Source organism: Pseudomonas sp. WOUb67, from assembly GCF_050058005.1.
Classification (GTDB): Bacteria; Pseudomonadota; Gammaproteobacteria; order Pseudomonadales; family Pseudomonadaceae; genus Aquipseudomonas; species Aquipseudomonas putida_R.
In genome coordinates this window covers 575,588-601,054 of sequence record NZ_CP170112.1, presented here as the reverse complement: position 1 = coordinate 601,054, position 25,467 = coordinate 575,588, and the positions used below count along the sequence as shown (strand labels likewise).

Sequence of the window (25,467 nt, the reverse complement as noted above, 5' to 3'; positions counted from 1 at the left end):
TCGCGTAGGTGATACGTATGTATTAAAGACTACTGAACAGCGGGAAAATCCCCATCAGCAGTGCGGCGAGCATTATGCACAGGCACACCAGCACTGCCCACTTGAGCGTGAAGCGCTGATGGTCGCCGAACTCGATACCGGCCAGGGCCACCAGCAGGTAGGTGGAGGGTACCAGCGGGCTGAGCAGGTGTACCGGCTGCCCGACGATCGACGCACGGGCCATTTCCACCGGGGTGATGCCGTAGTGGCTGGCGGCTTCGGCCAGCACCGGCAATACGCCGTAGTAGAAGGCATCGTTGGACATGAAGAAGGTGAACGGCATGCTCACGATCGCGGTGATTACCGCCAGGTAAGGGCCCAGTGCTTCGGGGATGACGGCCAGCAGGCTCTTGGACATGGCGTCGACCATGCCGGTACCCGACAGGATGCCGGTGAAGATGCCGGCGGCGAAGATCAGCCCGGTCACGGCCAGCACGCTGCCGGCGTGGGCGGCGATGCGGTCTTTCTGCTGTTGCAGGCACGGGTAGTTGACGATCATGGCGATGCTGAAAGCGATCATGAACAGCACGGGCAGTGGCAGCACACCGGCGATCAGCGCGACCATCAGGGCGGCGGTCAGGGCACCGTTGAAGTACAGCAGCTTGGGCCGGCGTGCTTCCGGGAATTGCGAAACGGTGATTTCGCTGTGGTCGATGTCGTCGGTCGGCAGGTGCAGTTCGCCCAGGCGGGCCCGTTCACGTTTGCCGTACATGTAGGCAATGGCCAGGATCGCCAGTACACCGAACAGCATGGCCGGGATCATCGGCACGAAGATGTCCGAGGGGTCCACATGCAGGGCGCTGGCGGCGCGGGCAGTCGGGCCACCCCAAGGGGTCATGTTCATTACCCCACCGGCGAGGATGATCAGGCCGGCCATGATCCGCGGGCTCATGCCCAGGCGGCTGTACATCGGCAGCATCGCGGCGCAGCAGATCATGTAGGTGGTGGCGCCGTCACCGTCGAGCGAGACCACCAGGGCCAGCACGGCAGTACCGACCGAGACTTTCAGCGGGTCGCCCTTGACCAGCTTGAGGATCTTGCGCACGGCCGGGTCGAACAGGCCGGAGTCGATCATCAGGGCGAAGTAGAGGATGGCGAACATCAGCATCACGCCGGTAGGCGCGAGCTTGCTGATGCCTTCGAGCATCATGGGGCCGATCTTGGCGGAGAAGCCGCCGAACAGGGCGAACAGGATCGGTACCAGGATCAGCGCGATCAAGGCCGACAGGCGCTTGGTCATGATCAGGTACATGAAGGTGATGACCATGGCAAAGCCGAGGAAGGTCAGCATGGCAATACTCCAGGCGTGGCGCGGCGAAAGGAAAGTCGATTCGGGCGGATCAGCGCGTCAGGCGCTGCGCAGGGAGCATGCGGAGGGGTACTGCAGGAAGGCGGGCACAGGAATACATCAGAATCACCATTGTTGTTGTTGATTGGGCCGGGCGCGGTGTTTACCGGGTGCCCTGGCTGACCGGTCTTGTGCCGGTAGTGGGGGCTATCCTATGAGGGCAAGCTTTCAGCCAGCTTTCGCTGACACAAAGGCGACGAGAGGTAGGTGATGCAGAATGTGACCGAAGGGGGCTGCCATTGCGGCGCCTTGCGTTACCGGTTGGAGGGTGACCTGACAGATATTGCCCACTGCCACTGCACGATTTGCCGCCGGGTAAGCGGCGGGCTGGTGGTGACCTGGCTCACCCTGCCCCGTTCGGGGTTTCAGTGGCTGGCGGGCGAACCGAACTGCTATGTGGCACCGGCCAGTTGCAGCCGGTACTTCTGTGGGCATTGCGGGGCGCATGTGGCACTGGTGACCACGCACAGCCCGGAAACGGTGGATGTGACGGTGGCGACGCTGGATCACCCGGAGCAGGTACGAGCCAACCGGCATATCTGGGTGGGTAGCCGGTTGCCTTGGTTGCATCTGGATGAGGATCTGCCAGAAGAGGATGGCGAAAGCCTGTAAGGGATTGTGCTGGTGCAGCAGGCCCTATCGCCGGCAAGCCAGCTCCCACAGGTATCCCACCACCGTCAAGCCTGTGGTGATCCTGTGGGAGCTGGCTTGCCGGCGATAGGGCCGGTACAGCCATGCTTACAATTGCAGGCCACCGGCAGCTTTGTGCAGAGCCCGCAAATGCTCGCCGATCTGCTTCACATTGGCCTCGACCGCGGCAATTTCCTTGGCCCGTGATGGCTCCAGCAGCGCCCTCACCTCTTTGTCCAGGCTGGTGCTCAAGCGCAACAGCTGCGCCTGGCGTTCGCTGCTCACCTGCTCGAGGTGCTTGCGCTCCTCGGGTTGCGGCAGCCCGTAGCCCTTGGCATCGAGCAACTCTGCCGGGCGGCTGAGGAAACCGCTGTTGGCGAGCATCTGCTTGAGGGTTGCGTCAGCTTTGTTGACGCTGCCATCTTTCAGCGCCGCAGCATTCAGGTAGCGCTGCTTGACCTCGTCCTGGGCCAGCAGCAGTTGCCGACGCAAGCTGGCCTGTTCCAGTAGCAGCAACGCAGCACTGGTGCGCAGGTCGGCCTTGGCGAACCAGGGGCGGCGCTGTTCGGCATCCTGGGCAAGCCAGTCTTCAACCAGGGTTTGCTTGATCGGCAGCTGTTTCCGCAGTACCTCGAACATGGCCTGGTAGCGGTCGCGGTATGAGTCGAAGCGGTAGCCCAGGCGCAACGCCTCGCGCGGGTCGTCGAGCACGCTGGTGTCGGCCAGCCCCCTGCCCTTGAGCACGGCCAGCAAACCGTTGGGCATGATGCTGTCGAGGTCGTTCAGGCGTGGGTTGGCGGTGCCGCTGCGCAGCAGCTTCAATGACTCCACCGCACAGTTGTTGGACAGGAACCAATAGTTGCCGTCATAGCTCCAGTGCATCTCGGCGGCCTGACGCACCAGGTTCTCCACCTCATCGCGGTTGAGCTTCAAGGGCACTGAGGCCAGGCTACGCAGTTCGGTCTTGGTGTATTCATCGATCACCTGGCCCAGCGGCAGTACGAACAAGCGCGAGGGGTAGACCCCAATCAGGCCGTCCCAGCTGGATAACTGCACGTCGTTGACGAAGGCGCGGTACGACAGCACCAGGCTCTGGTCGAGGTCCAGGCGGCAGTCCGGCCCGCGTGGGCGGCCGGGCTTGCAGATCACCAGGCGCAGCATGCTGTGGCCCCAGCGGCTGACCAGGTTCTGGTTGGCTTCGGCAAGCAGGTAATCCACTTCATACACCCGCTCGGGGTCGATTTCACCCAGCGGCTGGCGGGCGAAGTCGCTGCCCGCGTTGATGAACGGCAGGCCCTTGGCGCAGGTGTCCTGCTGGGGTGCCCAGCCGAAGTGCTCGCGCAGGTATTGGTTCAGTGCCGGGCGGCGGCAGCCGTAGCTCGGGTCGAGGAGGAAGTACTCCATGTTGACCGCGATGTACTCCTTGGGGCTGCTCAGCTCATAGCTGTCGGGGCTGCGCACGAACTGGCCATTCTGCTGTTCACGCTCGCCGCGTCGGCCCACGTACTGCTGCCAGCCGGCCAGGTCGAGCAGGCGCGGGTCGTCGCTGAGGGTGAAGCGGCGCTCGGCCTGGCCGCGGCATTCTTCGGGCAGGCCAATCTTGCCCAGCGTGCCTTGCTGGCGCTTGCAGCGGGCAATCAGCGACTTCTCGGCGCCGGTCCACAGGCGGGCACGGTCGTAGATATGGGTGAGCTCGTGCAACACGGTGGCCAGTAGCTCCTCACGTACCGTGCCATGCGGGCGGTTGGTGCGTTCGGTGGCGGCGCTGCCATCGGTGAGGCCAGGCAGCAGGCGACGGTTGAGCTCGAGGGTAGACACCAGCGAGGCCTGGCCGTAGGCATCGGCAGGCATGTTGTCGCTCCAGCTGACCCGTACGCGGCGGTCCAGCTGTTGCTTGAAGCGCGCAGGCAGCTTGCCCATGGCCTCGTCGAGCAGGGCCTGGGTGGCCTGGGTTTGTTGTGGGTCAAGGCCGGATGCCTGCAGCTCAAGCTGCAGGTCGGCCAATGCGGGTGTGCCGAGCAGCGTCAGGGCGCAGCCGAGCAGCCAGGCACGCATGCGGTTCACAGCGCGAGGATGGCTTCGGCCAGTACCTGGTCGCTGGCGCCGCGGGCTTCTGGCACGCGCTCGCGCAGGGTGCTGAAGGCGGCCTCGAGCTGGGCACCGCGAATGTCGCCATTGCTGGCGACGAAGCTGGCGGCGTCGTCGTGGGCTTCGCGCACCACTTTGGAGTCGCGAATCGAGGTGGTGGTGTCTGAGGTGAAGTCGATCGAGCGGCCAAAGGCTCGCACGATGATGTTGCTGGTGGCCACCAGAGTATGTGCCTGGGCCAGGTCGGCCAGCAGCAGCATGCCGAGGGTAGCGGCAATCAGCGGTTTACGCATGGAGCATCTCCGAAAAATACAGGGAGTCAGATGTGTTTATTGGACGAGAATTGCCTGCGCCAGTTCCAGGTCGCCGACGGCGTGCCGTGAACAATTGTGGCGTAATGATTCCAGCGCGGCTTCCAGCCGCACGCCGCGGATCTGGCCGTCGCTGGCAACGAAGGCAGCCGCATCGTCGCGCGCCTGGCGGACCAGCTTGCGATCAAACGGTGCAGTGGTGACCTGGCTGGTGACATAGCCGGTGATGACCAGGCTTTGCGTGGTGGTATCCATGGCATGGGCACTGGCCATGCCGGCAACGGAGAACAGCAGCGGCAACAGATAACGCATGGGCTCTACAACGGCTGGGAACGTGGGCGGCAAAGGTGGGTGCGGCTGTGCTGGGGGTGACCAGCACAGCTGAACGGCTCACCCGGGGTCAGAGCGCCAGGATCGCCTGGGCCAGTTGCGCGTCGCTGGCTTGCAGGGCCGGCATCTGCGAGCGGATGTGCAGGAAAGCGCTTTCCAGCTTGGCACCGCGGATGTCGCCTTGGCTGCCAACGAAGCTGGCGGCGTCGTCACGGGCGGCCTGCACGATCTTGTCGTCTTTGAAGGACGAGGAGATATCGGAGGTGGCATCGGTGGATGCGGCCACTGCGCCAACGACGGCGTCGGTGGTGACAACGAAGCTGGTGGCGTGTGCAGTGCCGGCCAGGCTCAGCATCAGGGCGGCGCCAATCAGGTATTTACGGGACATGATGGTGAACTCCTGGACGAGGATCGAGTGATGCTGCTTATCGGACGCTCATACAGCGCGTCGCGGTACTTTTAACAGCGGCTTTCAACAGACTGTTAAGCCAAGCGTATCACGCGCCGTTGTTTGTGGAAGTTAATGAACGGCACACCAAACAACTGTACTGGCATGTTTTTGATATTGCTAAAACTGTACCTGTCAGCCTGAAAATGGCTCTAGCACGCGGCCTGGACATAAAAAAACCCATCGCAGTCACCTGCGACGGGTTTGGGAATTCGCGGTGCCGGCCTAAGCCGGCGAGCCGGAGCTTAGCGCCAGAAAGGCTTGCTCAGCTCTTCGTAACGCTGCGACTCGCTGATACCGGCGTCAGCCAGCAGGCGGCCGTCCAGGCGCGCCAGTTGACGGCGGCTGGCCATGCGGCGCTGCCACAGCAGCAGGGTCGACAGTGCGCGCAGCGGCAGCGAGGCGTTGGATTGCTGGGCATTGCTTTCAAAAACCAGACCGGAACTGAGGGTACGTTCCATGATGCTTCATCCTTCCGCTTATGGCGGGATTAGGTAGTGATTTAACTGATGCCAATGATCCTCCTCTGTTGTCCATAACAGTAGATACAGTTCTATTGAAAGACGATGGCTCAGTTAACTGTGTAACCCTACTGTTGCACTCGAAAATGGCGCAACTGTACTGGTCTGCACGAATATGGTGCATTTTCAGATCTGGAGGAGGTTGTGCGCGGCGAGGATCGGCAGAATGCCGGTACAGTAGTACAGTTTATGTCTGATGAAATGGCCGAACTGTGCAGCACAGTTTTGTAGGAGCGGCCTTGTGTCGCGATAGGGCCGCAGAGCGGCCCCAGTATTGCGATGTCACAGCTGAGTTAGAGGGGGCTGCTGTACACAGCCCATCGCGACACAAGGCCGCTGCCTGCATCAGCTAGCCAGCATGCGCCCGGTTTCTTCCAGGTTCTCGTGCCAGCTCAGCGCTTCACGCAGGATATGCGGAGTGTGGCCGCCACGCTGGCAGGCGCGATCGAAGTAATCGTTCAGCGCAGCGCGGTAGTATGGGTGCACACAGTTGTCGATGATTGCCCGTGCCCGCTCGCGCGGCGCCAGGCCACGCAGGTCGGCCAGGCCTTGCTCGGTGACCAGGATGTCCACGTCGTGCTCGGTGTGGTCGACATGGCTGACCATCGGCACCACGCTGGAGATCGCGCCACCTTTGGCAATCGACTTGGTGACGAATACGGCCAGGTGGGCGTTGCGGGCGAAGTCGCCCGAGCCGCCGATGCCGTTCATCATCCGGGTGCCGCACACATGGGTGGAGTTGACGTTGCCGTAGATATCGAACTCCAGTGCGGTGTTGATACCAATGATGCCTAGGCGACGTACCACTTCCGGGTGGTTGGAGATTTCTTGCGGGCGCAGCACCAGTTTGTCCTTGTACCGCTCCAGGTTGCCGAACACGTCGGCGTTGCGGCGGCTGGACAAGGTGATCGAGCTGCCCGAAGCGAAGCTCAGCTTGCCGGCGTCGATCAGGTCGAAGGTAGAGTCCTGCAGTACTTCAGAGTACATGGTCAGGTCTTCGAACGGCGACTCGATCAGGCCGCACATCACCGCGTTGGCGATGCTGCCGATACCGGCCTGCAGCGGGCCGAGCTTGTTGGTCATGCGGCCGGCTTCAACTTCATTCTTGAGGAAGTTGATCAGGTGGTCGGCGATACCCTGGGTTTCGTCGTCCGGCGGCAGCACGGTGGACGGTGAGTCCGGCTGGTTGCTGATGACAATGCCGACAATCTTGGCCGGGTCGATCGGGATGGCGGTGCTGCCGATGCGGTCGTCGACCTTGACCAGCGGGATTGGCGTGCGGGTCGGGCGGTAGGTCGGGATATAGATGTCGTGCAGGCCTTCGAGGTTGGGGTTGTGCGAGAGGTTGATCTCGACAATCACCTGCTTGGCGAAGATCGCGAAGCTGGCCGAGTTGCCCACCGAGGTGGTTGGCACGATGTGGCCTTGCTCGGTGATGGCCACGGCTTCGATGACGGCGATGTCCGGCAGCTTCAGCTGCTGGTTACGCAGCTGTTCGACGGTTTCCGACAGGTGCTGATCGATGAACATCACCTGGCCGTCGTTGATGGCCTTGCGCAGGGTGCTGTCTACCTGGAACGGCATGCGGCGAGCCAGCACGCCGGCCTCGGTCAGTTGCTTGTCCAGGTCGTTGCCCAGGCTGGCGCCGGTCATCAGGCTGATTTTCAGTGGCGACTGCTTGGCACGTTCGGCCAGGGCATGCGGTACGGCCTTGGCTTCGCCGGCGCGGGTGAAACCGCTCATGCCGACGGTCATGCCGTCCTCGATCAGACCAGCGGCATCAGCCGCACTCATTACCTTGCTGTGCAGGGAGGACAAGCGGATACGATCACGGTACATGGATTGTTATCTCGGGCTACTGAAACTACTGCAGCGCAGTCTAGAGATTTCGCCCTTTGCCGTCCCACGACCATGGTCGTATGAGAAGCCTTGAAGTAGAGCCATTGATCCGGATCAATAAAAGGAAAGCCCCGGCAGAGTCTGACCGGGGCTTCCTTTATATCAGTTGGTTTGCAACGGAGGTTGTCACTCCACCGCCTTGACCATATCTTCGATGACCTTCTTGGCGTCACCGAACACCATCATGGTCTTGTCCAGGTAGAACAGCTCGTTGTCCAGGCCGGCATAGCCGCTGGCCATGGAGCGCTTGTTGACGATGATGGTCTTGGCCTTGAACGCTTCGAGGATCGGCATGCCGGCGATTGGCGACTTGGGGTCGTTCTTCGCCGCCGGGTTGACCACGTCGTTGGCGCCCAGCACCAGCACCACGTCGGCTTGGCCGAACTCGGCGTTGATGTCGTCCATCTCGAACACCTGATCGTACGGCACCTCGGCCTCGGCCAGCAGCACGTTCATGTGCCCGGGCATGCGGCCCGCCACCGGGTGGATGGCGTACTTCACGGTCACGCCGTTGTGGGTCAGCTTCTCGGTCAGTTCCTTCAGCGCGTGCTGGGCACGGGCCACCGCCAGGCCGTAGCCCGGGACGATGATCACGCTGTCGGCGTTGCTGAGCAGGAAGGTGGCATCGTCGGCCGAACCGGACTTCACCGGGCGCTGCTCTTTCGAGCCTTGCGCTGCGCCGGCGTCGGTATCGCCGCCAAAGCCACCGAGGATGACGTTGAAGAACGACCGGTTCATCGCCTTGCACATGATGTACGAGAGGATGGCACCGGACGAACCCACCAGCGAGCCTGCAATGATCAGCATCGAGTTGTTCAGGGAGAAGCCGATACCGGCGGCTGCCCAGCCCGAGTAGCTGTTGAGCATCGACACCACCACCGGCATGTCGGCGCCGCCGATCGGGATGATGATCAGCACGCCCATGACGAAGGCCAGGGCCAGCATCAGGGTGAAGGCGCTGTAATGACCGGTAAAGGTGAACAGCAGGCCCAGGGCGATGGTGGTCAGCCCGAGGATCAGGTTCAGCTTGTGCTGGCCGGCGAACTGTACCGGGGCGCCCTGGAACAGGCGGAACTTGTACTTGCCCGACAGCTTGCCGAAGGCGATTACGGAACCTGAGAAGGTAATGGCACCAATGGCTGCGCCCAGGAACAGCTCCAGGCGGTTGCCGGTGGGGATCGGGTCGCTGATCAAGGCAACGATGCCCATCGACTGCGGCTCCAGCACGGCGGCGATGGCGATGAACACCGCAGCCAGGCCGATCATGCTGTGCATGAAGGCGACCAGTTCCGGCATTTTGGTCATCTCGACGCGCTTGGCCATGATCGAACCGGCGGTGCCACCGACCAGCAGGCCGACGATGACGTAGCCGATGCCCGCGGTGGCCAGCTCGGCGCCCAGCTTATAGATGAGGCCAACCGTGGTGAGCATGGCGATGCCCATGCCGATCATGCCGAACAGGTTGCCGCGCCGTGAGGTGGTCGGGTGCGACAGGCCCTTGAGCGCCTGGATGAAGCACACCGAAGCGACCAGGTACAGAAGTGTTACCAGATTCATGCTCATGCTTACTTCTGCCCCTCGTTCTTGGCTTTCTTCTTGAACATCTCAAGCATGCGGCGGGTGACCAGGAAGCCACCGAACACATTGACCGCGGCCAGGGCCACGGCGAGGGTGCCCATCAGCTTGCCCGCAGGGGTCACGGTGAGGGCGGCGGCAAGCATGGCGCCGACGATAACGATGGCAGAGATGGCGTTGGTCACGGCCATCAGCGGCGTGTGCAGTGCCGGGGTGACGTTCCACACCACGTGGTAGCCCACATAGATGGCCAGCACGAAGATGATCAGGTTGTAGATGCCATGGGAAATCAGCATGTCTTCCATTGTCGTGCTCCTTAGCCGTTCTTGCGGACGACTTGACCATCACGGCACATGAGGCAGGCCGCGACGATGTCGTCTTCGAGGTTGATGACCAGCGCGCCGTCTTTGTCGAACAGCAGCTTCATGAAGTCCAGCAGGTTGCGCGCATACAGCGCCGAAGCATCGGCACCCAGCTGGGCTGGCAGGTTGGTCGGGCCGACGATGGTCACCCCGTTTTCCTTTACCACCTGGTCAGCAACGGTGAGCGGGCAGTTGCCACCCTGGGCTGCAGCGAGGTCGATGACCACCGAGCCGGGCTTCATCTGCGCAACGGTTTCGGCGCTGAGCAGGGTCGGTGCCTTGCGGCCGGGGATCAGCGCCGTGGTGATGACGATATCCGCCTGCCTGGCGCGCTCGTGCACGGCCTGGGCCTGGCGTTGCATCCAGCTGGCCGGCATGGGGCGGGCGTAACCGCCGACGCCTTCAGCGCACTCACGTTCTTCATCGGTCTCGTAAGGCACGTCGATGAACTTGGCACCCAGCGACTCGATCTGCTCTTTCACGGCCGGGCGTACGTCGGACGCTTCGATCACTGCACCCAGGCGTTTGGCGGTGGCGATGGCCTGCAGGCCGGCAACACCCGCCCCCAGGATCAGCACGCGCGCTGCCTTCACGGTACCGGCGGCGGTCATCAGCATGGGCATGAAGCGTGGGTAGTAATGGGCAGCCAGCAACACGGCCTTGTAACCGGCGATGTTGGCCTGCGACGACAGCACGTCCAGGCTCTGCGCCCGCGAGGTGCGGGGCGCAGCTTCCAGGGCGAAAGCGGTGATGCCGCGTTCGGCCATCTTGCCGATCAGCTCGCTGTTGAAGGGGTTGAGCATGCCCGCCAGGAGGCTGCCACTGTTGATCAGGGCCAGCTCCTGGTCGTTGGGGGCGACCACCTTGAGTACCAATTGGGCGCCGTAGGCATCGGCTGCGCTCCCAAGGGAAGCGCCCACGGCCTCATAGGCACTGTCCGGAATGCTGGCGTTGAGCCCTGCCCCCCGTTGGACGGTGACCTGATGGCCCTGGCCAATCAGTTTCTTGATGGTTTCCGGGGTCGCAGCGACCCTTGTCTCACCGGTCTGCGTCTCGAGAGGAACACCAATGTGCACGACTATTTCTCCTGCGGTGACCTTTTGTCTTTGTAAGAGCCAGCACACTTCGGATGGTGCGCTGGGGCGGCTGTGGAGCGCCGACCCGCCGAATCCCGGGCGGGCGAAGCATTTTGCAGACGAAGCCCGGGGCCTTCAACCGGTTATGGAGCGAAACGAAGTTAAAACTACAAGTCACCCTGTGACCGCTTGTCGCAGCGTTAAGGCTCCAGCCCGTCAAACATGGGCTATTGGGAGATTAGGAGAAAAAATCAAAAATTTTCGGGTCAATACGCTTACGGCATGCTGAATGTCGCAAAACAACCCGCAAAGCCGCGTGGTTAGAAGGGTTAAAGGGTATTTTCAGGTAGGCATAACAGTTTATGCATATGCGACATATACATACATCTGTAGGTGTTTAAAATAATTGACTACAGGGTCAATTTGTCGCACTTGCTCACGTTTTCGCGGTGTAGGCCTGGGCCTGGCTTACCAGCCAGTCGCGGAATGCGCGCAGCGAGGCGGACTCTACCTTGCGCTCCGGGATCATCAGATAGTAGGCCTTGTCGCTGATCAGGGCATGCCTGTTAGCGACCACCAGCCTACCCTCCCCCAGCTCGCGCTGGATCAGGAACGGCGGAATCAGCGCGATCCCCATTTCATGGATGGCCGCCTGGGCGAGCATCGAGAATAGTTCATATCGCGGGCCTGTCATGTCGCGTTCCACATTCATCCCCAGGCTGCCGAACCACTGCCGCCAGGCGTAGGGGCGCGTGCTTTGCTGCAGCAGTGGCAGTTGGGCGATGCGCTGTGCTTCTAGCATGCCCTGCCCGGCCAGCAATGCCGGGCTGCAGACGGGGACCGGGTTCTCCCCCATCAGGCGGTGCGACTGGGTGCCGGACCAGTCGGCATCACCGAAATAGATAGCGGCATCGAAGGGGGTGTCGGCGAACAGGAATGGCCGGGTACGGTTGGTAAGGTTGACCGTGACCTCCGGGTGGCGTTGCTGGAAGTCCTTGAGGCGCGGAAGCAGCCATTGGGTACCAAAGGTAGGCACTACGGCCAGTTCGATCACGCTGGCGCCCTGCTGGCCCATCACCGACAGGGTATCGCGCTCTACGGCGTCCAGTTGGGCGGCAACCTGGCGGCTGTAGGAAAGGCCGGCCTCGGTCAGCTTCACGCCGCGGCGCGAACGGCGGAACAGTTCCACATTAAGGAAGGCCTCGAGGCCGCCAATCTGCCGACAAACGGCACCCTGGGTCAGGGCGAGTTCCTGCGCAGCCTTGGTAAAGCTCTCGTGGCGCGCCGCCGCCTCGAAGCAAACCAGGGCGGCGGTGCTGGGGATCTTGCGGCGCATGTACGTCAACCTCACTCGTAAGGTTGTTTATAGGGTGTTTTGCCGATTCACGAAGTGACAAATTATCACTAATGGGTGCGCAATCCTCGTTTGTCCCGGCAGCCGATCAGGCCTAGGCTCAAAGGCACAAGAAACTGCCCCCTATTTCGAGGATTTCGCTCATGGCCGGTAAAGCAAGCTTCCACTGGATCGACCCGCTGCTGCTGGATCAGCAGCTCACTGAAGAAGAGCGCATGGTGCGTGACAGCGCTTATCAGTTCGCCCAGGCCAAGCTGGCCCCGCGTGTGCTCGAGGCCTTCCGCCACGAGCAGACCGACCCGGCGATCTTCCGCGAGATGGGTGAAATTGGCCTGCTGGGTGCCACCATTCCCGAGCAATACGGCGGCAGCGGGCTGAACTACGTGTGCTATGGCCTGATCGCCCGTGAGGTTGAGCGTATCGACTCGGGTTATCGCTCGATGATGAGTGTGCAGTCGTCGCTGGTGATGGTGCCGATCAACGAATTCGGTACCGAAGCACAAAAGCAGAAGTACCTGCCCAAGCTGGCCAGTGGCGAGTGGATCGGTTGTTTCGGCCTGACCGAGCCTAACCATGGCTCCGACCCTGGCTCGATGATCACCCGTGCCAGGAAGGTCGACGGCGGTTACCGCCTGACCGGGAGCAAGATGTGGATCACCAACAGCCCCATCGCTGATGTGTTCGTGGTCTGGGCCAAGGACGATGCGGGGGATATCCGTGGCTTTGTCCTGGAAAAAGGCTGGCAGGGTCTCAGCGCCCCGGCAATCCATGGCAAGGTCGGCCTGCGTGCCTCGATCACCGGTGAAGTGGTCATGGACAATGTGTTTGTGCCGAAAGAGAACATCTTCCCGGATGTGCGCGGCCTCAAAGGCCCGTTCACCTGCCTCAACTCCGCCCGTTATGGCATCTCGTGGGGGGCGCTGGGCGCTGCCGAAGCCTGCTGGCACACCGCGCGTCAGTACACCCTGGACCGTCAGCAGTTCGGCCGCCCTCTGGCTGCCAACCAGCTGATCCAGAAGAAGCTGGCTGACATGCAGACCGAGATCACCCTGGCCCTGCAAGGCTGCCTGCGCCTGGGGCGTATGAAGGATGAAGGTACTGCTGCTGTGGAAATTACCTCGATCATGAAGCGCAACTCCTGCGGCAAGGCGCTGGATATTGCCCGCATGGCGCGCGACATGCTGGGTGGCAACGGCATCTCCGATGAGTTTGGCGTGGCCCGTCACCTGGTAAACCTGGAGGTGGTCAACACCTATGAAGGTACCCACGACGTGCATGCGCTGATCCTGGGGCGTGCGCAGACCGGTATCCAGGCCTTCTATTAATAAGGAGCCAGCCCATGGGCGCGCTATCACATCTGCGGGTGCTGGACCTTTCGCGCGTGTTGGCCGGCCCATGGTCTGGCCAGATTCTCGCTGACCTGGGCGCTGACGTCATAAAGGTGGAGCGCCCGGGCAGTGGTGACGATACCCGTGCGTGGGGGCCGCCCTTCCTCAAGGATGCCGAGGGTGAGAACACCAGTGAGGCGGCTTACTACCTGTCGGCCAACCGTAACAAGCGTTCGGTGACCATCGACTTCACCCGGCCTGAAGGGCAGCGCCTGGTGCGTGAGTTGGCGGCGAAGTCCGATATTGTCATCGAGAACTTCAAGGTGGGTGGTCTGGCGGCCTATGGGCTGGACTACCAGAGCCTGAAGGCGATCAATCCGCGGCTTATCTATTGCTCCATTACGGGTTTCGGTCAGACCGGGCCGTATGCCAAGCGCGCCGGTTATGACTTCATGATCCAGGGGTTGGGTGGGCTGATGAGCCTGACCGGCCGCCCGGAGGGTGAGGAAGGTGCGGGGCCGGTGAAGGTGGGGGTGGCGCTTACCGACATCCTTACCGGGCTGTACGCCACGGTGGCCATGCTTGCCGCCCTTGCCCATCGGCAGCAGACCGGGGTGGGCCAGCATGTCGACATGGCGTTGCTTGATGTACAGGTAGCCTGCCTGGCGAACCAGGCCATGAATTACCTGACCACGGGCAACCCGCCTCGGCGCCTGGGCAATGCGCACCCTAATATAGTGCCCTACCAGGACTTCCCGACGGCGGACGGCGACTTCATTCTTACCGTGGGCAACGACAGCCAGTTCCGCAAGTTCGCAGAAGTGGCCGGGCAGCCACAATGGGCGGACGATCCGCGCTTCCTTACTAATAAGCAGCGGGTGGCGAACAGGGCCGAGCTGATTCCACTGATTCGCCAGGCCACGGTATTCAAGACAACCGCCGAATGGGTTGGCCAGCTGGAGGCTGCCGGGGTGCCGTGTGGCCCTATCAATGACTTGGCGCAGATGTTCCAGGACCCACAGGTACTGGCGCGTGGGTTGGCGGTGAACATTCCGCATCCGCTGGCGGGTAGCGTTCCACAGGTGGCCAGCCCTATACGGTTGTCGGAGACGTCGGTTGAGTATCGGCGGGCGCCGCCGTTGCTGGGTGAGCATACCGAAGCGGTACTGGCGGAGGTGCTGGGGCTTGAAGCAGGTGAGGTGCAGCACTTGCGTGAGGCCGGCGTGCTCTAGAAACGGCGGGTGCTCTATAAAAGCAGGGAGGCCGCCAGGCCTCCCTGCTTTGCTTTTCAGCGATATTAAGGTTTCTTGAAATTAAAGGTTGACGGGGTTTCGAATCCCCTTATAATGCGCCCCACTTCCAGCGACATCGGAACGACAAACTCCTTGAGATTCAATGAGTTAGGTAGTTAAGGTGGTGTTGTAAGGGCTACGATCGAAAGATTGCAAGCGGTTGAAATGGTGGTTGACAGCGCTTCTAAACGCTGTATGATTCACCTCCCGCGACGAGAGATCGAAGCGAGTTAAGTGTCTGAAGTTAAACGAGTTTCTCGCAAAAAACTTCAAAATAAACGCTTGACAGGCTCTGAGGAAAGCGTAGAATGCGCGCCTCGGTTGAGACGAAAGGCTCTTAACCAAACGCTCTTTAACAAATTGAATCAAGCAATTCGTGTGGGTGCTTGTGAGTATGGACTGATAGTCAAAAAGATTATCAGCATCACAAGTGACCATGCGAGAAATCACATAGTCATTTGAGATTGCTGAGCCAAGTTTAGGGTTTCTTAAAAACCCAAGCAGTATTGAACTGAAGAGTTTGATCATGGCTCAGATTGAACGCTGGCGGCAGGCCTAACACATGCAAGTCGAGCGGATGAGAAGAGCTTGCTCTTCGATTCAGCGGCGGACGGGTGAGTAATGCCTAGGAATCTGCCTGGTAGTGGGGGACAACGTTTCGAAAGGAACGCTAATACCGCATACGTCCTACGGGAGAAAGCAGGGGACCTTCGGGCCTTGCGCTATCAGATGAGCCTAGGTCGGATTAGCTAGTTGGTGAGGTAATGGCTCACCAAGGCGACGATCCGTAACTGGTCTGAGAGGATGATCAGTCACACTGGAACTGAGACACGGTCCAGACTCCTACGGGAGGCAGCAGTGGGGAATATTGGACAATGGGCGAAAGCCTGATCCAGCCATGCCGCGTGTGTGAAGAAGGTCTTCGGATTGTAAAGCACTTTAAGTTGGGAGGAAGGGCATTAACCTAATACGTTAGTGTTTTGACGTTACCGACAGAATAAGCACCGGCTAACTCTGTGCCAGCAGCCGCGGTAATACAGAGGGTGCAAGCGTTAATCGGAATTACTGGGCGTAAAGCGCGCGTAGGTGGTTTGTTAAGTTGAATGTGAAAGCCCCGGGCTCAACCTGGGAACTGCATCCAAAACTGGCAAGCTAGAGTACGGTAGAGGGTGGTGGAATTTCCTGTGTAGCGGTGAAATGCGTAGATATAGGAAGGAACACCAGTGGCGAAGGCGACCACCTGGACTGATACTGACACTGAGGTGCGAAAGCGTGGGGAGCAAACAGGATTAGATACCCTGGTAGTCCACGCCGTAAACGATGTCAACTAGCCGTTGGAATCCTTGAGATTTTAGTGGCGCAGCTAACGCATTAAGTTGACCGCCTGGGGAGTACGGCCGCAAGGTTAAAACTCAAATGAATTGACGGGGGCCCGCACAAGCGGTGGAGCATGTGGTTTAATTCGAAGCAACGCGAAGAACCTTACCAGGCCTTGACATGCAGAGAACTTTCCAGAGATGGATTGGTGCCTTCGGGAACTCTGACACAGGTGCTGCATGGCTGTCGTCAGCTCGTGTCGTGAGATGTTGGGTTAAGTCCCGTAACGAGCGCAACCCTTGTCCTTAGTTACCAGCACGTTATGGTGGGCACTCTAAGGAGACTGCCGGTGACAAACCGGAGGAAGGTGGGGATGACGTCAAGTCATCATGGCCCTTACGGCCTGGGCTACACACGTGCTACAATGGTCGGTACAGAGGGTTGCCAAGCCGCGAGGTGGAGCTAATCTCACAAAACCGATCGTAGTCCGGATCGCAGTCTGCAACTCGACTGCGTGAAGTCGGAATCGCTAGTAATCGCGAATCAGAATGTCGCGGTGAATACGTTCCCGGGCCTTGTACACACCGCCCGTCACACCATGGGAGTGGGTTGCACCAGAAGTAGCTAGTCTAACCTTCGGGAGGACGGTTACCACGGTGTGATTCATGACTGGGGTGAAGTCGTAACAAGGTAGCCGTAGGGGAACCTGCGGCTGGATCACCTCCTTAATCGACGACATCAGCCTGCTGATGAGCTCCCACACGAATTGCTTGATTCATTTGCTGATCAGAACTCAGAAATGAGCATTCCCTGCGAATGTTGATTTCTGGCTTTTGTCAGACCGTTCTTTAAAAATTCGGATATGTGATAGAAATAGACTGAACACCAGTTTCACTGCTGGTGGATCAGGCTAAGGTAAAATTTGTGAGTTCTGCTCGAAAGAGCAACGTGCGAATTTTCGGCGAATGTCGTCTTCACAGTATAACCAGATTGCTTGGGGTTATATGGTCAAGTGAAGAAGCGCATACGGTGGATGCCTTGGCAGTCAGAGGCGATGAAAGACGTGGTAGCCTGCGATAAGCTTTGGGGAGTCGGCAAACAGACTGTGATCCAGAGATCTCTGAATGGGGGAACCCAGCCAGCATAAGCTGGTTATCTTGTACTGAATACATAGGTGCAAGAGGCGAACCAGGGGAACTGAAACATCTAAGTACCCTGAGGAAAAGAAATCAACCGAGATTCCCTTAGTAGTGGCGAGCGAACGGGGACCAGCCCTTAAGTTGGTTTGAGATTAGTGGAACGCTCTGGAAAGTGCGGCCATAGTGGGTGATAGCCCCGTACACGAAAATCTCTTATCAATGAAATCGAGTAGGACGGAGCACGAGAAACTTTGTCTGAATATGGGGGGACCATCCTCCAAGGCTAAATACTACTGACTGACCGATAGTGAACTAGTACCGTGAGGGAAAGGCGAAAAGAACCCCGGAGAGGGGAGTGAAATAGATCCTGAAACCGTATGCGTACAAGCAGTGGGAGCCTACTTGTTAGGTGACTGCGTACCTTTTGTATAATGGGTCAGCGACTTATATTCAGTGGCGAGCTTAACCGAATAGGGGAGGCGTAGCGAAAGCGAGTCTTAATAGGGCGTTTAGTCGCTGGGTATAGACCCGAAACCGGGCGATCTATCCATGGGCAGGTTGAAGGTTAGGTAACACTGACTGGAGGACCGAACCGACTACCGTTGAAAAGTTAGCGGATGACCTGTGGATCGGAGTGAAAGGCTAATCAAGCTCGGAGATAGCTGGTTCTCCTCGAAAGCTATTTAGGTAGCGCCTCATGTATCACTGTAGGGGGTAGAGCACTGTTTCGGCTAGGGGGTCATCCCGACTTACCAAACCGATGCAAACTCCGAATACCTACAAGTGCCGAGCATGGGAGACACACGGCGGGTGCTAACGTCCGTCGTGAAAAGGGAAACAACCCAGACCGTCAGCTAAGGTCCCAAAGTCATGGTTAAGTGGGAAACGATGTGGGAAGGCTTAGACAGCTAGGAGGTTGGCTTAGAAGCAGCCACCCTTTAAAGAAAGCGTAATAGCTCACTAGTCGAGTCGGCCTGCGCGGAAGATGTAACGGGGCTCAAACCATGCACCGAAGCTACGGGTATCACCTTTTGGTGATGCGGTAGAGGAGCGTTCTGTAAGCCTGTGAAGGTGAGTTGAGAAGCTTGCTGGAGGTATCAGAAGTGCGAATGCTGACATGAGTAACGACAATGCGAGTGAAAAACTCGCACGCCGAAAGACCAAGGTTTCCTGCGCAACGTTAATCGACGCAGGGTTAGTCGGTCCCTAAGGCGAGGCTGAAAAGCGTAGTCGATGGAAAACAGGTTAATATTCCTGTACTTCCAGTTATTGCGATGGAGGGACGGAGAAGGTTAGGCCAGCCTGGCGTTGGTTGTCCAGGTTTAAGGTGGTAGGCTGGAATCTTAGGCAAATCCGGGATTCCAAGGCCGAGAGCTGATGACGAGTTGCCTTTAGGCGACGAAGTGGTTGATACCATGCTTCCAAGAAAAGCTCCTAAGCTTCAGATAACTGGGAACCGTACCCCAAACCGACACAGGTGGTTAGGTAGAGAATACCAAGGCGCTTGAGAGAACTCGGGTGAAGGAACTAGGCAAAATGGCACCGTAACTTCGGGAGAAGGTGCGCCGGCGAGGGTCAAGGACTTGCTCCGTAAGCCCATGCCGGTCGAAGATACCAGGCCGCTGCGACTGTTTATTAAAAACACAGCACTCTGCAAACACGAAAGTGGACGTATAGGGTGTGACGCCTGCCCGGTGCCGGAAGGTTAATTGATGGGGTTAGCGCAAGCGAAGCTCTTGATCGAAGCCCCGGTAAACGGCGGCCGTAACTATAACGGTCCTAAGGTAGCGAAATTCCTTGTCGGGTAAGTTCCGACCTGCACGAATGGCGTAACGATGGCGGCGCTGTCTCCACCCGAGACTCAGTGAAATTGAAATCGCTGTGAAGATGCAGTGTATCCGCGGCTAGACGGAAAGACCCCGTGAACCTTTACTATAGCTTTGCACTGGACTTTGAATTTGCTTGTGTAGGATAGGTGGGAGGCTTTGAAGTGGGGACGCCAGTTCTCATGGAGCCATCCTTGAAATACCACCCTGGCAACTTTGAGGTTCTAACTCAGGTCCGTTATCCGGATCGAGGACAGTGTATGGTGGGTAGTTTGACTGGGGCGGTCTCCTCCCAAAGAGTAACGGAGGAGTACGAAGGTGCGCTCAGACCGGTCGGAAATCGGTCGTAGAGTATAAAGGCAAAAGCGCGCTTGACTGCGAGACACACACGTCGAGCAGGTACGAAAGTAGGTCTTAGTGATCCGGTGGTTCTGTATGGAAGGGCCATCGCTCAACGGATAAAAGGTACTCCGGGGATAACAGGCTGATACCGCCCAAGAGTTCATATCGACGGCGGTGTTTGGCACCTCGATGTCGGCTCATCACATCCTGGGGCTGAAGCCGGTCCCAAGGGTATGGCTGTTCGCCATTTAAAGTGGTACGCGAGCTGGGTTTAGAACGTCGTGAGACAGTTCGGTCCCTATCTGCCGTGGACGTTTGAGATTTGAGAGGGGCTGCTCCTAGTACGAGAGGACCGGAGTGGACGAACCTCTGGTGTTCCGGTTGTCACGCCAGTGGCATTGCCGGGTAGCTATGTTCGGAAGAGATAACCGCTGAAAGCATCTAAGCGGGAAACTTGCCTCAAGATGAGATCTCACTGGGATCTTGAATCCCCTGAAGGGCCGTCGAAGACTACGACGTTGATAGGTTGGGTGTGTAAGCGCTGTGAGGCGTTGAGCTAACCAATACTAATTGCCCGTGAGGCTTGACCATATAACACCCAAGCAATTTGCTAACGCAGATTGCGGTGGTGAAGATGATACGAACCGAAAGTTCGCAACAAACCACAAATATCGCATATCCGAATTCGCTGGGCTGTCCATCTGGACATTCTGGCTACAGAATTTCTTGACGACCATAGAGCATTGGAACCACCTGATCCCATCCCGAACTCAGTAGTGAAACGATGCATCGCCGATGGTAGTGTGGGGTTTCCCCATGTGAGAGTAGGTCATCGTCAAGATTCATTTCGCAAAACCCCTATCTGCGCATGCAGGTAGGGGTTTTGTCTTTAAGTAGAAGCTATCGCTTCTCCTGGTAGGCTGAAAGCCAACCGGTGGTAGTAAAAAGGTGGTTGACAGCGTTTTTGAATGCTGTATTATTCACCTCCCGCGACGAGAGATCGAAGCGAGTTAAGTGTCTGAAGTTAAACGAGTTTCTCGCAAAAAACTTCAAAATAAACGCTTGACAGGCTCTGAGGAAAGCGTAGAATGCGCGCCTCGGTTGAGACGAAAAGCTCTTAACCAAACGCTCTTTAACAAATTGAATCAAGCAATTCGTGTGGGTGCTTGTGAGTATGGACTGATAGTCAAAAAGATTATCAGCATCACAAGTGACCATGCGAGAAATCACATAGTCATTTGAGATTGCTGAGCCAAGTTTAGGGTTTCTTAAAAACCCAAGCAGTATTGAACTGAAGAGTTTGATCATGGCTCAGATTGAACGCTGGCGGCAGGCCTAACACATGCAAGTCGAGCGGATGAGAAGAGCTTGCTCTTCGATTCAGCGGCGGACGGGTGAGTAATGCCTAGGAATCTGCCTGGTAGTGGGGGACAACGTTTCGAAAGGAACGCTAATACCGCATACGTCCTACGGGAGAAAGCAGGGGACCTTCGGGCCTTGCGCTATCAGATGAGCCTAGGTCGGATTAGCTAGTTGGTGAGGTAATGGCTCACCAAGGCGACGATCCGTAACTGGTCTGAGAGGATGATCAGTCACACTGGAACTGAGACACGGTCCAGACTCCTACGGGAGGCAGCAGTGGGGAATATTGGACAATGGGCGAAAGCCTGATCCAGCCATGCCGCGTGTGTGAAGAAGGTCTTCGGATTGTAAAGCACTTTAAGTTGGGAGGAAGGGCATTAACCTAATACGTTAGTGTTTTGACGTTACCGACAGAATAAGCACCGGCTAACTCTGTGCCAGCAGCCGCGGTAATACAGAGGGTGCAAGCGTTAATCGGAATTACTGGGCGTAAAGCGCGCGTAGGTGGTTTGTTAAGTTGAATGTGAAAGCCCCGGGCTCAACCTGGGAACTGCATCCAAAACTGGCAAGCTAGAGTACGGTAGAGGGTGGTGGAATTTCCTGTGTAGCGGTGAAATGCGTAGATATAGGAAGGAACACCAGTGGCGAAGGCGACCACCTGGACTGATACTGACACTGAGGTGCGAAAGCGTGGGGAGCAAACAGGATTAGATACCCTGGTAGTCCACGCCGTAAACGATGTCAACTAGCCGTTGGAATCCTTGAGATTTTAGTGGCGCAGCTAACGCATTAAGTTGACCGCCTGGGGAGTACGGCCGCAAGGTTAAAACTCAAATGAATTGACGGGGGCCCGCACAAGCGGTGGAGCATGTGGTTTAATTCGAAGCAACGCGAAGAACCTTACCAGGCCTTGACATGCAGAGAACTTTCCAGAGATGGATTGGTGCCTTCGGGAACTCTGACACAGGTGCTGCATGGCTGTCGTCAGCTCGTGTCGTGAGATGTTGGGTTAAGTCCCGTAACGAGCGCAACCCTTGTCCTTAGTTACCAGCACGTTATGGTGGGCACTCTAAGGAGACTGCCGGTGACAAACCGGAGGAAGGTGGGGATGACGTCAAGTCATCATGGCCCTTACGGCCTGGGCTACACACGTGCTACAATGGTCGGTACAGAGGGTTGCCAAGCCGCGAGGTGGAGCTAATCTCACAAAACCGATCGTAGTCCGGATCGCAGTCTGCAACTCGACTGCGTGAAGTCGGAATCGCTAGTAATCGCGAATCAGAATGTCGCGGTGAATACGTTCCCGGGCCTTGTACACACCGCCCGTCACACCATGGGAGTGGGTTGCACCAGAAGTAGCTAGTCTAACCCTCGGGAGGACGGTTACCACGGTGTGATTCATGACTGGGGTGAAGTCGTAACAAGGTAGCCGTAGGGGAACCTGCGGCTGGATCACCTCCTTAATCGACGACATCAGCCTGCTGATGAGCTCCCACACGAATTGCTTGATTCACTTGTATAAAGACGATGCTGTAAAGCGACCCTGTTATAGGTCTGTAGCTCAGTTGGTTAGAGCGCACCCCTGATAAGGGTGAGGTCGGCAGTTCAAATCTGCCCAGACCTACCATTACATGGTTTAGCCATGCTGTTGTAACAGATAGACGGGGCCATAGCTCAGCTGGGAGAGCGCCTGCCTTGCACGCAGGAGGTCAGCGGTTCGATCCCGCTTGGCTCCACCACTTTCGCCGTACGCAGTAGCTTGTCAGAACTTAGAAATGAACATTCGTTGATGAATGTTGATTTCTGACTTTTGTCAGATCGTTCTTTAAAAATTCGGATATGTGATAGAAATAGACTGACATGCACTTTCACTGGTGTGTGATCAGGCTAAGGTAAAATTTGTGAGTTCTGCTCGAAAGAGCAACGTGCGAATTTTCGGCGAATGTCGTCTTCACAGTATAACCAGATTGCTTGGGGTTATATGGTCAAGTGAAGAAGCGCATACGGTGGATGCCTTGGCAGTCAGAGGCGATGAAAGACGTGGTAGCCTGCGATAAGCTTTGGGGAGTCGGCAAACAGACTGTGATCCAGAGATCTCTGAATGGGGGAACCCAGCCAGCATAAGCTGGTTATCTTGTACTGAATACATAGGTGCAAGAGGCGAACCAGGGGAACTGAAACATCTAAGTACCCTGAGGAAAAGAAATCAACCGAGATTCCCTTAGTAGTGGCGAGCGAACGGGGACCAGCCCTTAAGTTGGTTTGAGATTAGTGGAACGCTCTGGAAAGTGCGGCCATAGTGGGTGATAGCCCCGTACACGAAAATCTCTTATCAATGAAATCGAGTAGGACGGAGCACGAGAAACTTTGTCTGAATATGGGGGGACCATCCTCCAAGGCTAAATACTACTGACTGACCGATAGTGAACTAGTACCGTGAGGGAAAGGCGAAAAGAACCCCGGAGAGGGGAGTGAAATAGATCCTGAAACCGTATGCGTACAAGCAGTGGGAGCCTACTTGTTAGGTGACTGCGTACCTTTTGTATAATGGGTCAGCGACTTATATTCAGTGGCGAGCTTAACCGAATAGGGGAGGCGTAGCGAAAGCGAGTCTTAATAGGGCGTTTAGTCGCTGGGTATAGACCCGAAACCGGGCGATCTATCCATGGGCAGGTTGAAGGTTAGGTAACACTGACTGGAGGACCGAACCGACTACCGTTGAAAAGTTAGCGGATGACCTGTGGATCGGAGTGAAAGGCTAATCAAGCTCGGAGATAGCTGGTTCTCCTCGAAAGCTATTTAGGTAGCGCCTCATGTATCACTGTAGGGGGTAGAGCACTGTTTCGGCTAGGGGGTCATCCCGACTTACCAAACCGATGCAAACTCCGAATACCTACAAGTGCCGAGCATGGGAGACACACGGCGGGTGCTAACGTCCGTCGTGAAAAGGGAAACAACCCAGACCGTCAGCTAAGGTCCCAAAGTCATGGTTAAGTGGGAAACGATGTGGGAAGGCTTAGACAGCTAGGAGGTTGGCTTAGAAGCAGCCACCCTTTAAAGAAAGCGTAATAGCTCACTAGTCGAGTCGGCCTGCGCGGAAGATGTAACGGGGCTCAAACCATGCACCGAAGCTACGGGTATCACCTTTTGGTGATGCGGTAGAGGAGCGTTCTGTAAGCCTGTGAAGGTGAGTTGAGAAGCTTGCTGGAGGTATCAGAAGTGCGAATGCTGACATGAGTAACGACAATGCGAGTGAAAAACTCGCACGCCGAAAGACCAAGGTTTCCTGCGCAACGTTAATCGACGCAGGGTTAGTCGGTCCCTAAGGCGAGGCTGAAAAGCGTAGTCGATGGAAAACAGGTTAATATTCCTGTACTTCCAGTTATTGCGATGGAGGGACGGAGAAGGTTAGGCCAGCCTGGCGTTGGTTGTCCAGGTTTAAGGTGGTAGGCTGGAATCTTAGGCAAATCCGGGATTTCAAGGCCGAGAGCTGATGACGAGTTGCCTTTAGGCGACGAAGTGGTTGATACCATGCTTCCAAGAAAAGCTCCTAAGCTTCAGATAACTGGGAACCGTACCCCAAACCGACACAGGTGGTTAGGTAGAGAATACCAAGGCGCTTGAGAGAACTCGGGTGAAGGAACTAGGCAAAATGGCACCGTAACTTCGGGAGAAGGTGCGCCGGCGAGGGTCAAGGACTTGCTCCGTAAGCCCATGCCGGTCGAAGATACCAGGCCGCTGCGACTGTTTATTAAAAACACAGCACTCTGCAAACACGAAAGTGGACGTATAGGGTGTGACGCCTGCCCGGTGCCGGAAGGTTAATTGATGGGGTTAGCGCAAGCGAAGCTCTTGATCGAAGCCCCGGTAAACGGCGGCCGTAACTATAACGGTCCTAAGGTAGCGAAATTCCTTGTCGGGTAAGTTCCGACCTGCACGAATGGCGTAACGATGGCGGCGCTGTCTCCACCCGAGACTCAGTGAAATTGAAATCGCTGTGAAGATGCAGTGTATCCGCGGCTAGACGGAAAGACCCCGTGAACCTTTACTATAGCTTTGCACTGGACTTTGAATTTGCTTGTGTAGGATAGGTGGGAGGCTTTGAAGTGGGGACGCCAGTTCTCATGGAGCCATCCTTGAAATACCACCCTGGCAACTTTGAGGTTCTAACTCAGGTCCGTTATCCGGATCGAGGACAGTGTATGGTGGGTAGTTTGACTGGGGCGGTCTCCTCCCAAAGAGTAACGGAGGAGTACGAAGGTGCGCTCAGACCGGTCGGAAATCGGTCGTAGAGTATAAAGGCAAAAGCGCGCTTGACTGCGAGACACACACGTCGAGCAGGTACGAAAGTAGGTCTTAGTGATCCGGTGGTTCTGTATGGAAGGGCCATCGCTCAACGGATAAAAGGTACTCCGGGGATAACAGGCTGATACCGCCCAAGAGTTCATATCGACGGCGGTGTTTGGCACCTCGATGTCGGCTCATCACATCCTGGGGCTGAAGCCGGTCCCAAGGGTATGGCTGTTCGCCATTTAAAGTGGTACGCGAGCTGGGTTTAGAACGTCGTGAGACAGTTCGGTCCCTATCTGCCGTGGACGTTTGAGATTTGAGAGGGGCTGCTCCTAGTACGAGAGGACCGGAGTGGACGAACCTCTGGTGTTCCGGTTGTCACGCCAGTGGCATTGCCGGGTAGCTATGTTCGGAAGAGATAACCGCTGAAAGCATCTAAGCGGGAAACTTGCCTCAAGATGAGATCTCACTGGGATCTTGAATCCCCTAAAGGGCCGTCGAAGACTACGACGTTGATAGGTTGGGTGTGTAAGCGCTGTGAGGCGTTGAGCTAACCAATACTAATTGCCCGTGAGGCTTGACCATATAAC

General features: G+C 57.4%; 14 protein-coding genes, 2 tRNA genes and 5 rRNA genes. 10 read left to right on the top strand and 11 right to left on the bottom strand.

Translation table 11 applies throughout. The features are described 5' to 3' along the window. Positions 1–22: 22 nt before the first annotated feature. Positions 23–1,330, bottom strand: a complete 1,308-nt coding sequence (locus tag ABOC32_RS02625; RefSeq protein ID WP_023047261.1) for a CitMHS family transporter — start codon at positions 1,328–1,330, stop codon at positions 23–25. Between the two features lie 267 nt (positions 1,331–1,597). Between ABOC32_RS02625 and ABOC32_RS02620 the strand changes: the two genes are divergently transcribed. Beyond that, the gene (locus ABOC32_RS02620; protein WP_426810050.1) at positions 1,598–1,999 is read left to right on the top strand and encodes a GFA family protein; all 402 of its coding nucleotides are present in this window, start codon (positions 1,598–1,600) and stop codon (positions 1,997–1,999) included. 126 nt (positions 2,000–2,125) lie between these two features. On the opposite strand, the gene ABOC32_RS02615 is transcribed toward ABOC32_RS02620, so the two are convergent. From ABOC32_RS02615 to ABOC32_RS02570, 10 genes are all read right to left on the bottom strand, one after another. Further along, a complete protein-coding gene (locus ABOC32_RS02615; protein WP_426810049.1) occupies positions 2,126–4,081 on the bottom strand; it encodes a DUF4105 domain-containing protein in 1,956 nt (651 codons plus the stop codon). Then, positions 4,078–4,398 (bottom strand): DUF2388 domain-containing protein, encoded by a 321-nt coding sequence (locus tag ABOC32_RS02610; protein WP_043198700.1) that lies wholly within the window; start codon positions 4,396–4,398, stop codon positions 4,078–4,080. Before ABOC32_RS02610 ends, ABOC32_RS02615 begins: the two co-directional genes overlap by 4 nt. Positions 4,399–4,434: 36 nt before the next feature. After that, positions 4,435–4,728 carry a DUF2388 domain-containing protein gene (locus ABOC32_RS02605; RefSeq protein WP_426810048.1) on the bottom strand — a complete coding sequence of 98 codons (294 nt, stop codon included), beginning with the start codon at positions 4,726–4,728 and terminating at the stop codon, positions 4,435–4,437. An 88-nt stretch (positions 4,729–4,816) separates the two neighbouring features. Further along, positions 4,817–5,134 (bottom strand): DUF2388 domain-containing protein, encoded by a 318-nt coding sequence (locus tag ABOC32_RS02600; RefSeq protein ID WP_043198703.1) that lies wholly within the window; start codon positions 5,132–5,134, stop codon positions 4,817–4,819. Positions 5,135–5,439: 305 nt separating this feature from the next. Next, entirely contained in the window at positions 5,440–5,655 is a 216-nt protein-coding gene (locus ABOC32_RS02595) for a DUF1127 domain-containing protein (RefSeq protein WP_016497446.1), read from the bottom strand. Between the two features lie 405 nt (positions 5,656–6,060). After that, entirely contained in the window at positions 6,061–7,554 is a 1,494-nt protein-coding gene (locus ABOC32_RS02590; protein WP_426810047.1) for an acetyl-CoA hydrolase/transferase family protein, read from the bottom strand. A 186-nt stretch (positions 7,555–7,740) separates the two neighbouring features. Further along, a complete protein-coding gene (locus ABOC32_RS02585) occupies positions 7,741–9,177 on the bottom strand; it encodes an NAD(P)(+) transhydrogenase (Re/Si-specific) subunit beta (protein ID WP_086976464.1) in 1,437 nt (478 codons plus the stop codon). Positions 9,178–9,179: 2 nt separating this feature from the next. Further along, entirely contained in the window at positions 9,180–9,494 is a 315-nt protein-coding gene (locus ABOC32_RS02580; protein WP_016484308.1) for an NAD(P) transhydrogenase subunit alpha, read from the bottom strand. Positions 9,495–9,505: 11 nt separating this feature from the next. Next, on the bottom strand, positions 9,506–10,627 hold the full coding sequence (locus tag ABOC32_RS02575; RefSeq protein ID WP_016497449.1) for a Re/Si-specific NAD(P)(+) transhydrogenase subunit alpha: 1,122 nt from the start codon (positions 10,625–10,627) through the stop codon (positions 9,506–9,508). Positions 10,628–11,063: 436 nt separating this feature from the next. Further along, complete coding sequence (locus ABOC32_RS02570) at positions 11,064–11,963, bottom strand: LysR family transcriptional regulator (RefSeq protein WP_426810046.1); 900 nt, start codon at positions 11,961–11,963, stop codon at positions 11,064–11,066. A gap of 161 nt (positions 11,964–12,124) precedes the next feature. On the opposite strand from ABOC32_RS02570, the gene ABOC32_RS02565 reads away from it, so the two are divergent. The 9 genes from ABOC32_RS02565 to ABOC32_RS02525 all read left to right on the top strand — a co-directional run bounded on the left by ABOC32_RS02565 (position 12,125) and on the right by ABOC32_RS02525 (position 25,462). After that, entirely contained in the window at positions 12,125–13,306 is a 1,182-nt protein-coding gene (locus ABOC32_RS02565; RefSeq protein ID WP_426810045.1) for an acyl-CoA dehydrogenase, read from the top strand. A gap of 14 nt (positions 13,307–13,320) precedes the next feature. Beyond that, positions 13,321–14,541: a CaiB/BaiF CoA transferase family protein gene (locus ABOC32_RS02560; protein WP_426810044.1), complete on the top strand. Its 1,221-nt coding sequence runs from the start codon at positions 13,321–13,323 to the stop codon at positions 14,539–14,541. A gap of 568 nt (positions 14,542–15,109) precedes the next feature. Next, positions 15,110–16,646: ribosomal RNA gene (locus tag ABOC32_RS02555) — 16S ribosomal RNA — on the top strand. Between the two features lie 278 nt (positions 16,647–16,924). After that, positions 16,925–19,816, top strand: a 23S ribosomal RNA gene (locus tag ABOC32_RS02550). Between the two features lie 134 nt (positions 19,817–19,950). After that, positions 19,951–20,066 (top strand): 5S ribosomal RNA (rrf, locus tag ABOC32_RS02545). 447 nt (positions 20,067–20,513) lie between these two features. Then, a 16S ribosomal RNA gene (locus ABOC32_RS02540) occupies positions 20,514–22,050 on the top strand. An 87-nt stretch (positions 22,051–22,137) separates the two neighbouring features. Continuing rightward, positions 22,138–22,214: transfer RNA gene (locus ABOC32_RS02535), tRNA-Ile, on the top strand. Positions 22,215–22,250: 36 nt separating this feature from the next. Further along, positions 22,251–22,326, top strand: a tRNA-Ala gene (locus tag ABOC32_RS02530). 244 nt (positions 22,327–22,570) lie between these two features. Continuing rightward, a 23S ribosomal RNA gene (locus tag ABOC32_RS02525) occupies positions 22,571–25,462 on the top strand. The 16S, 23S and 5S rRNA genes sit together here with 2 tRNA genes alongside, the layout of an rRNA operon. Positions 25,463–25,467 lie beyond the last annotated feature (5 nt).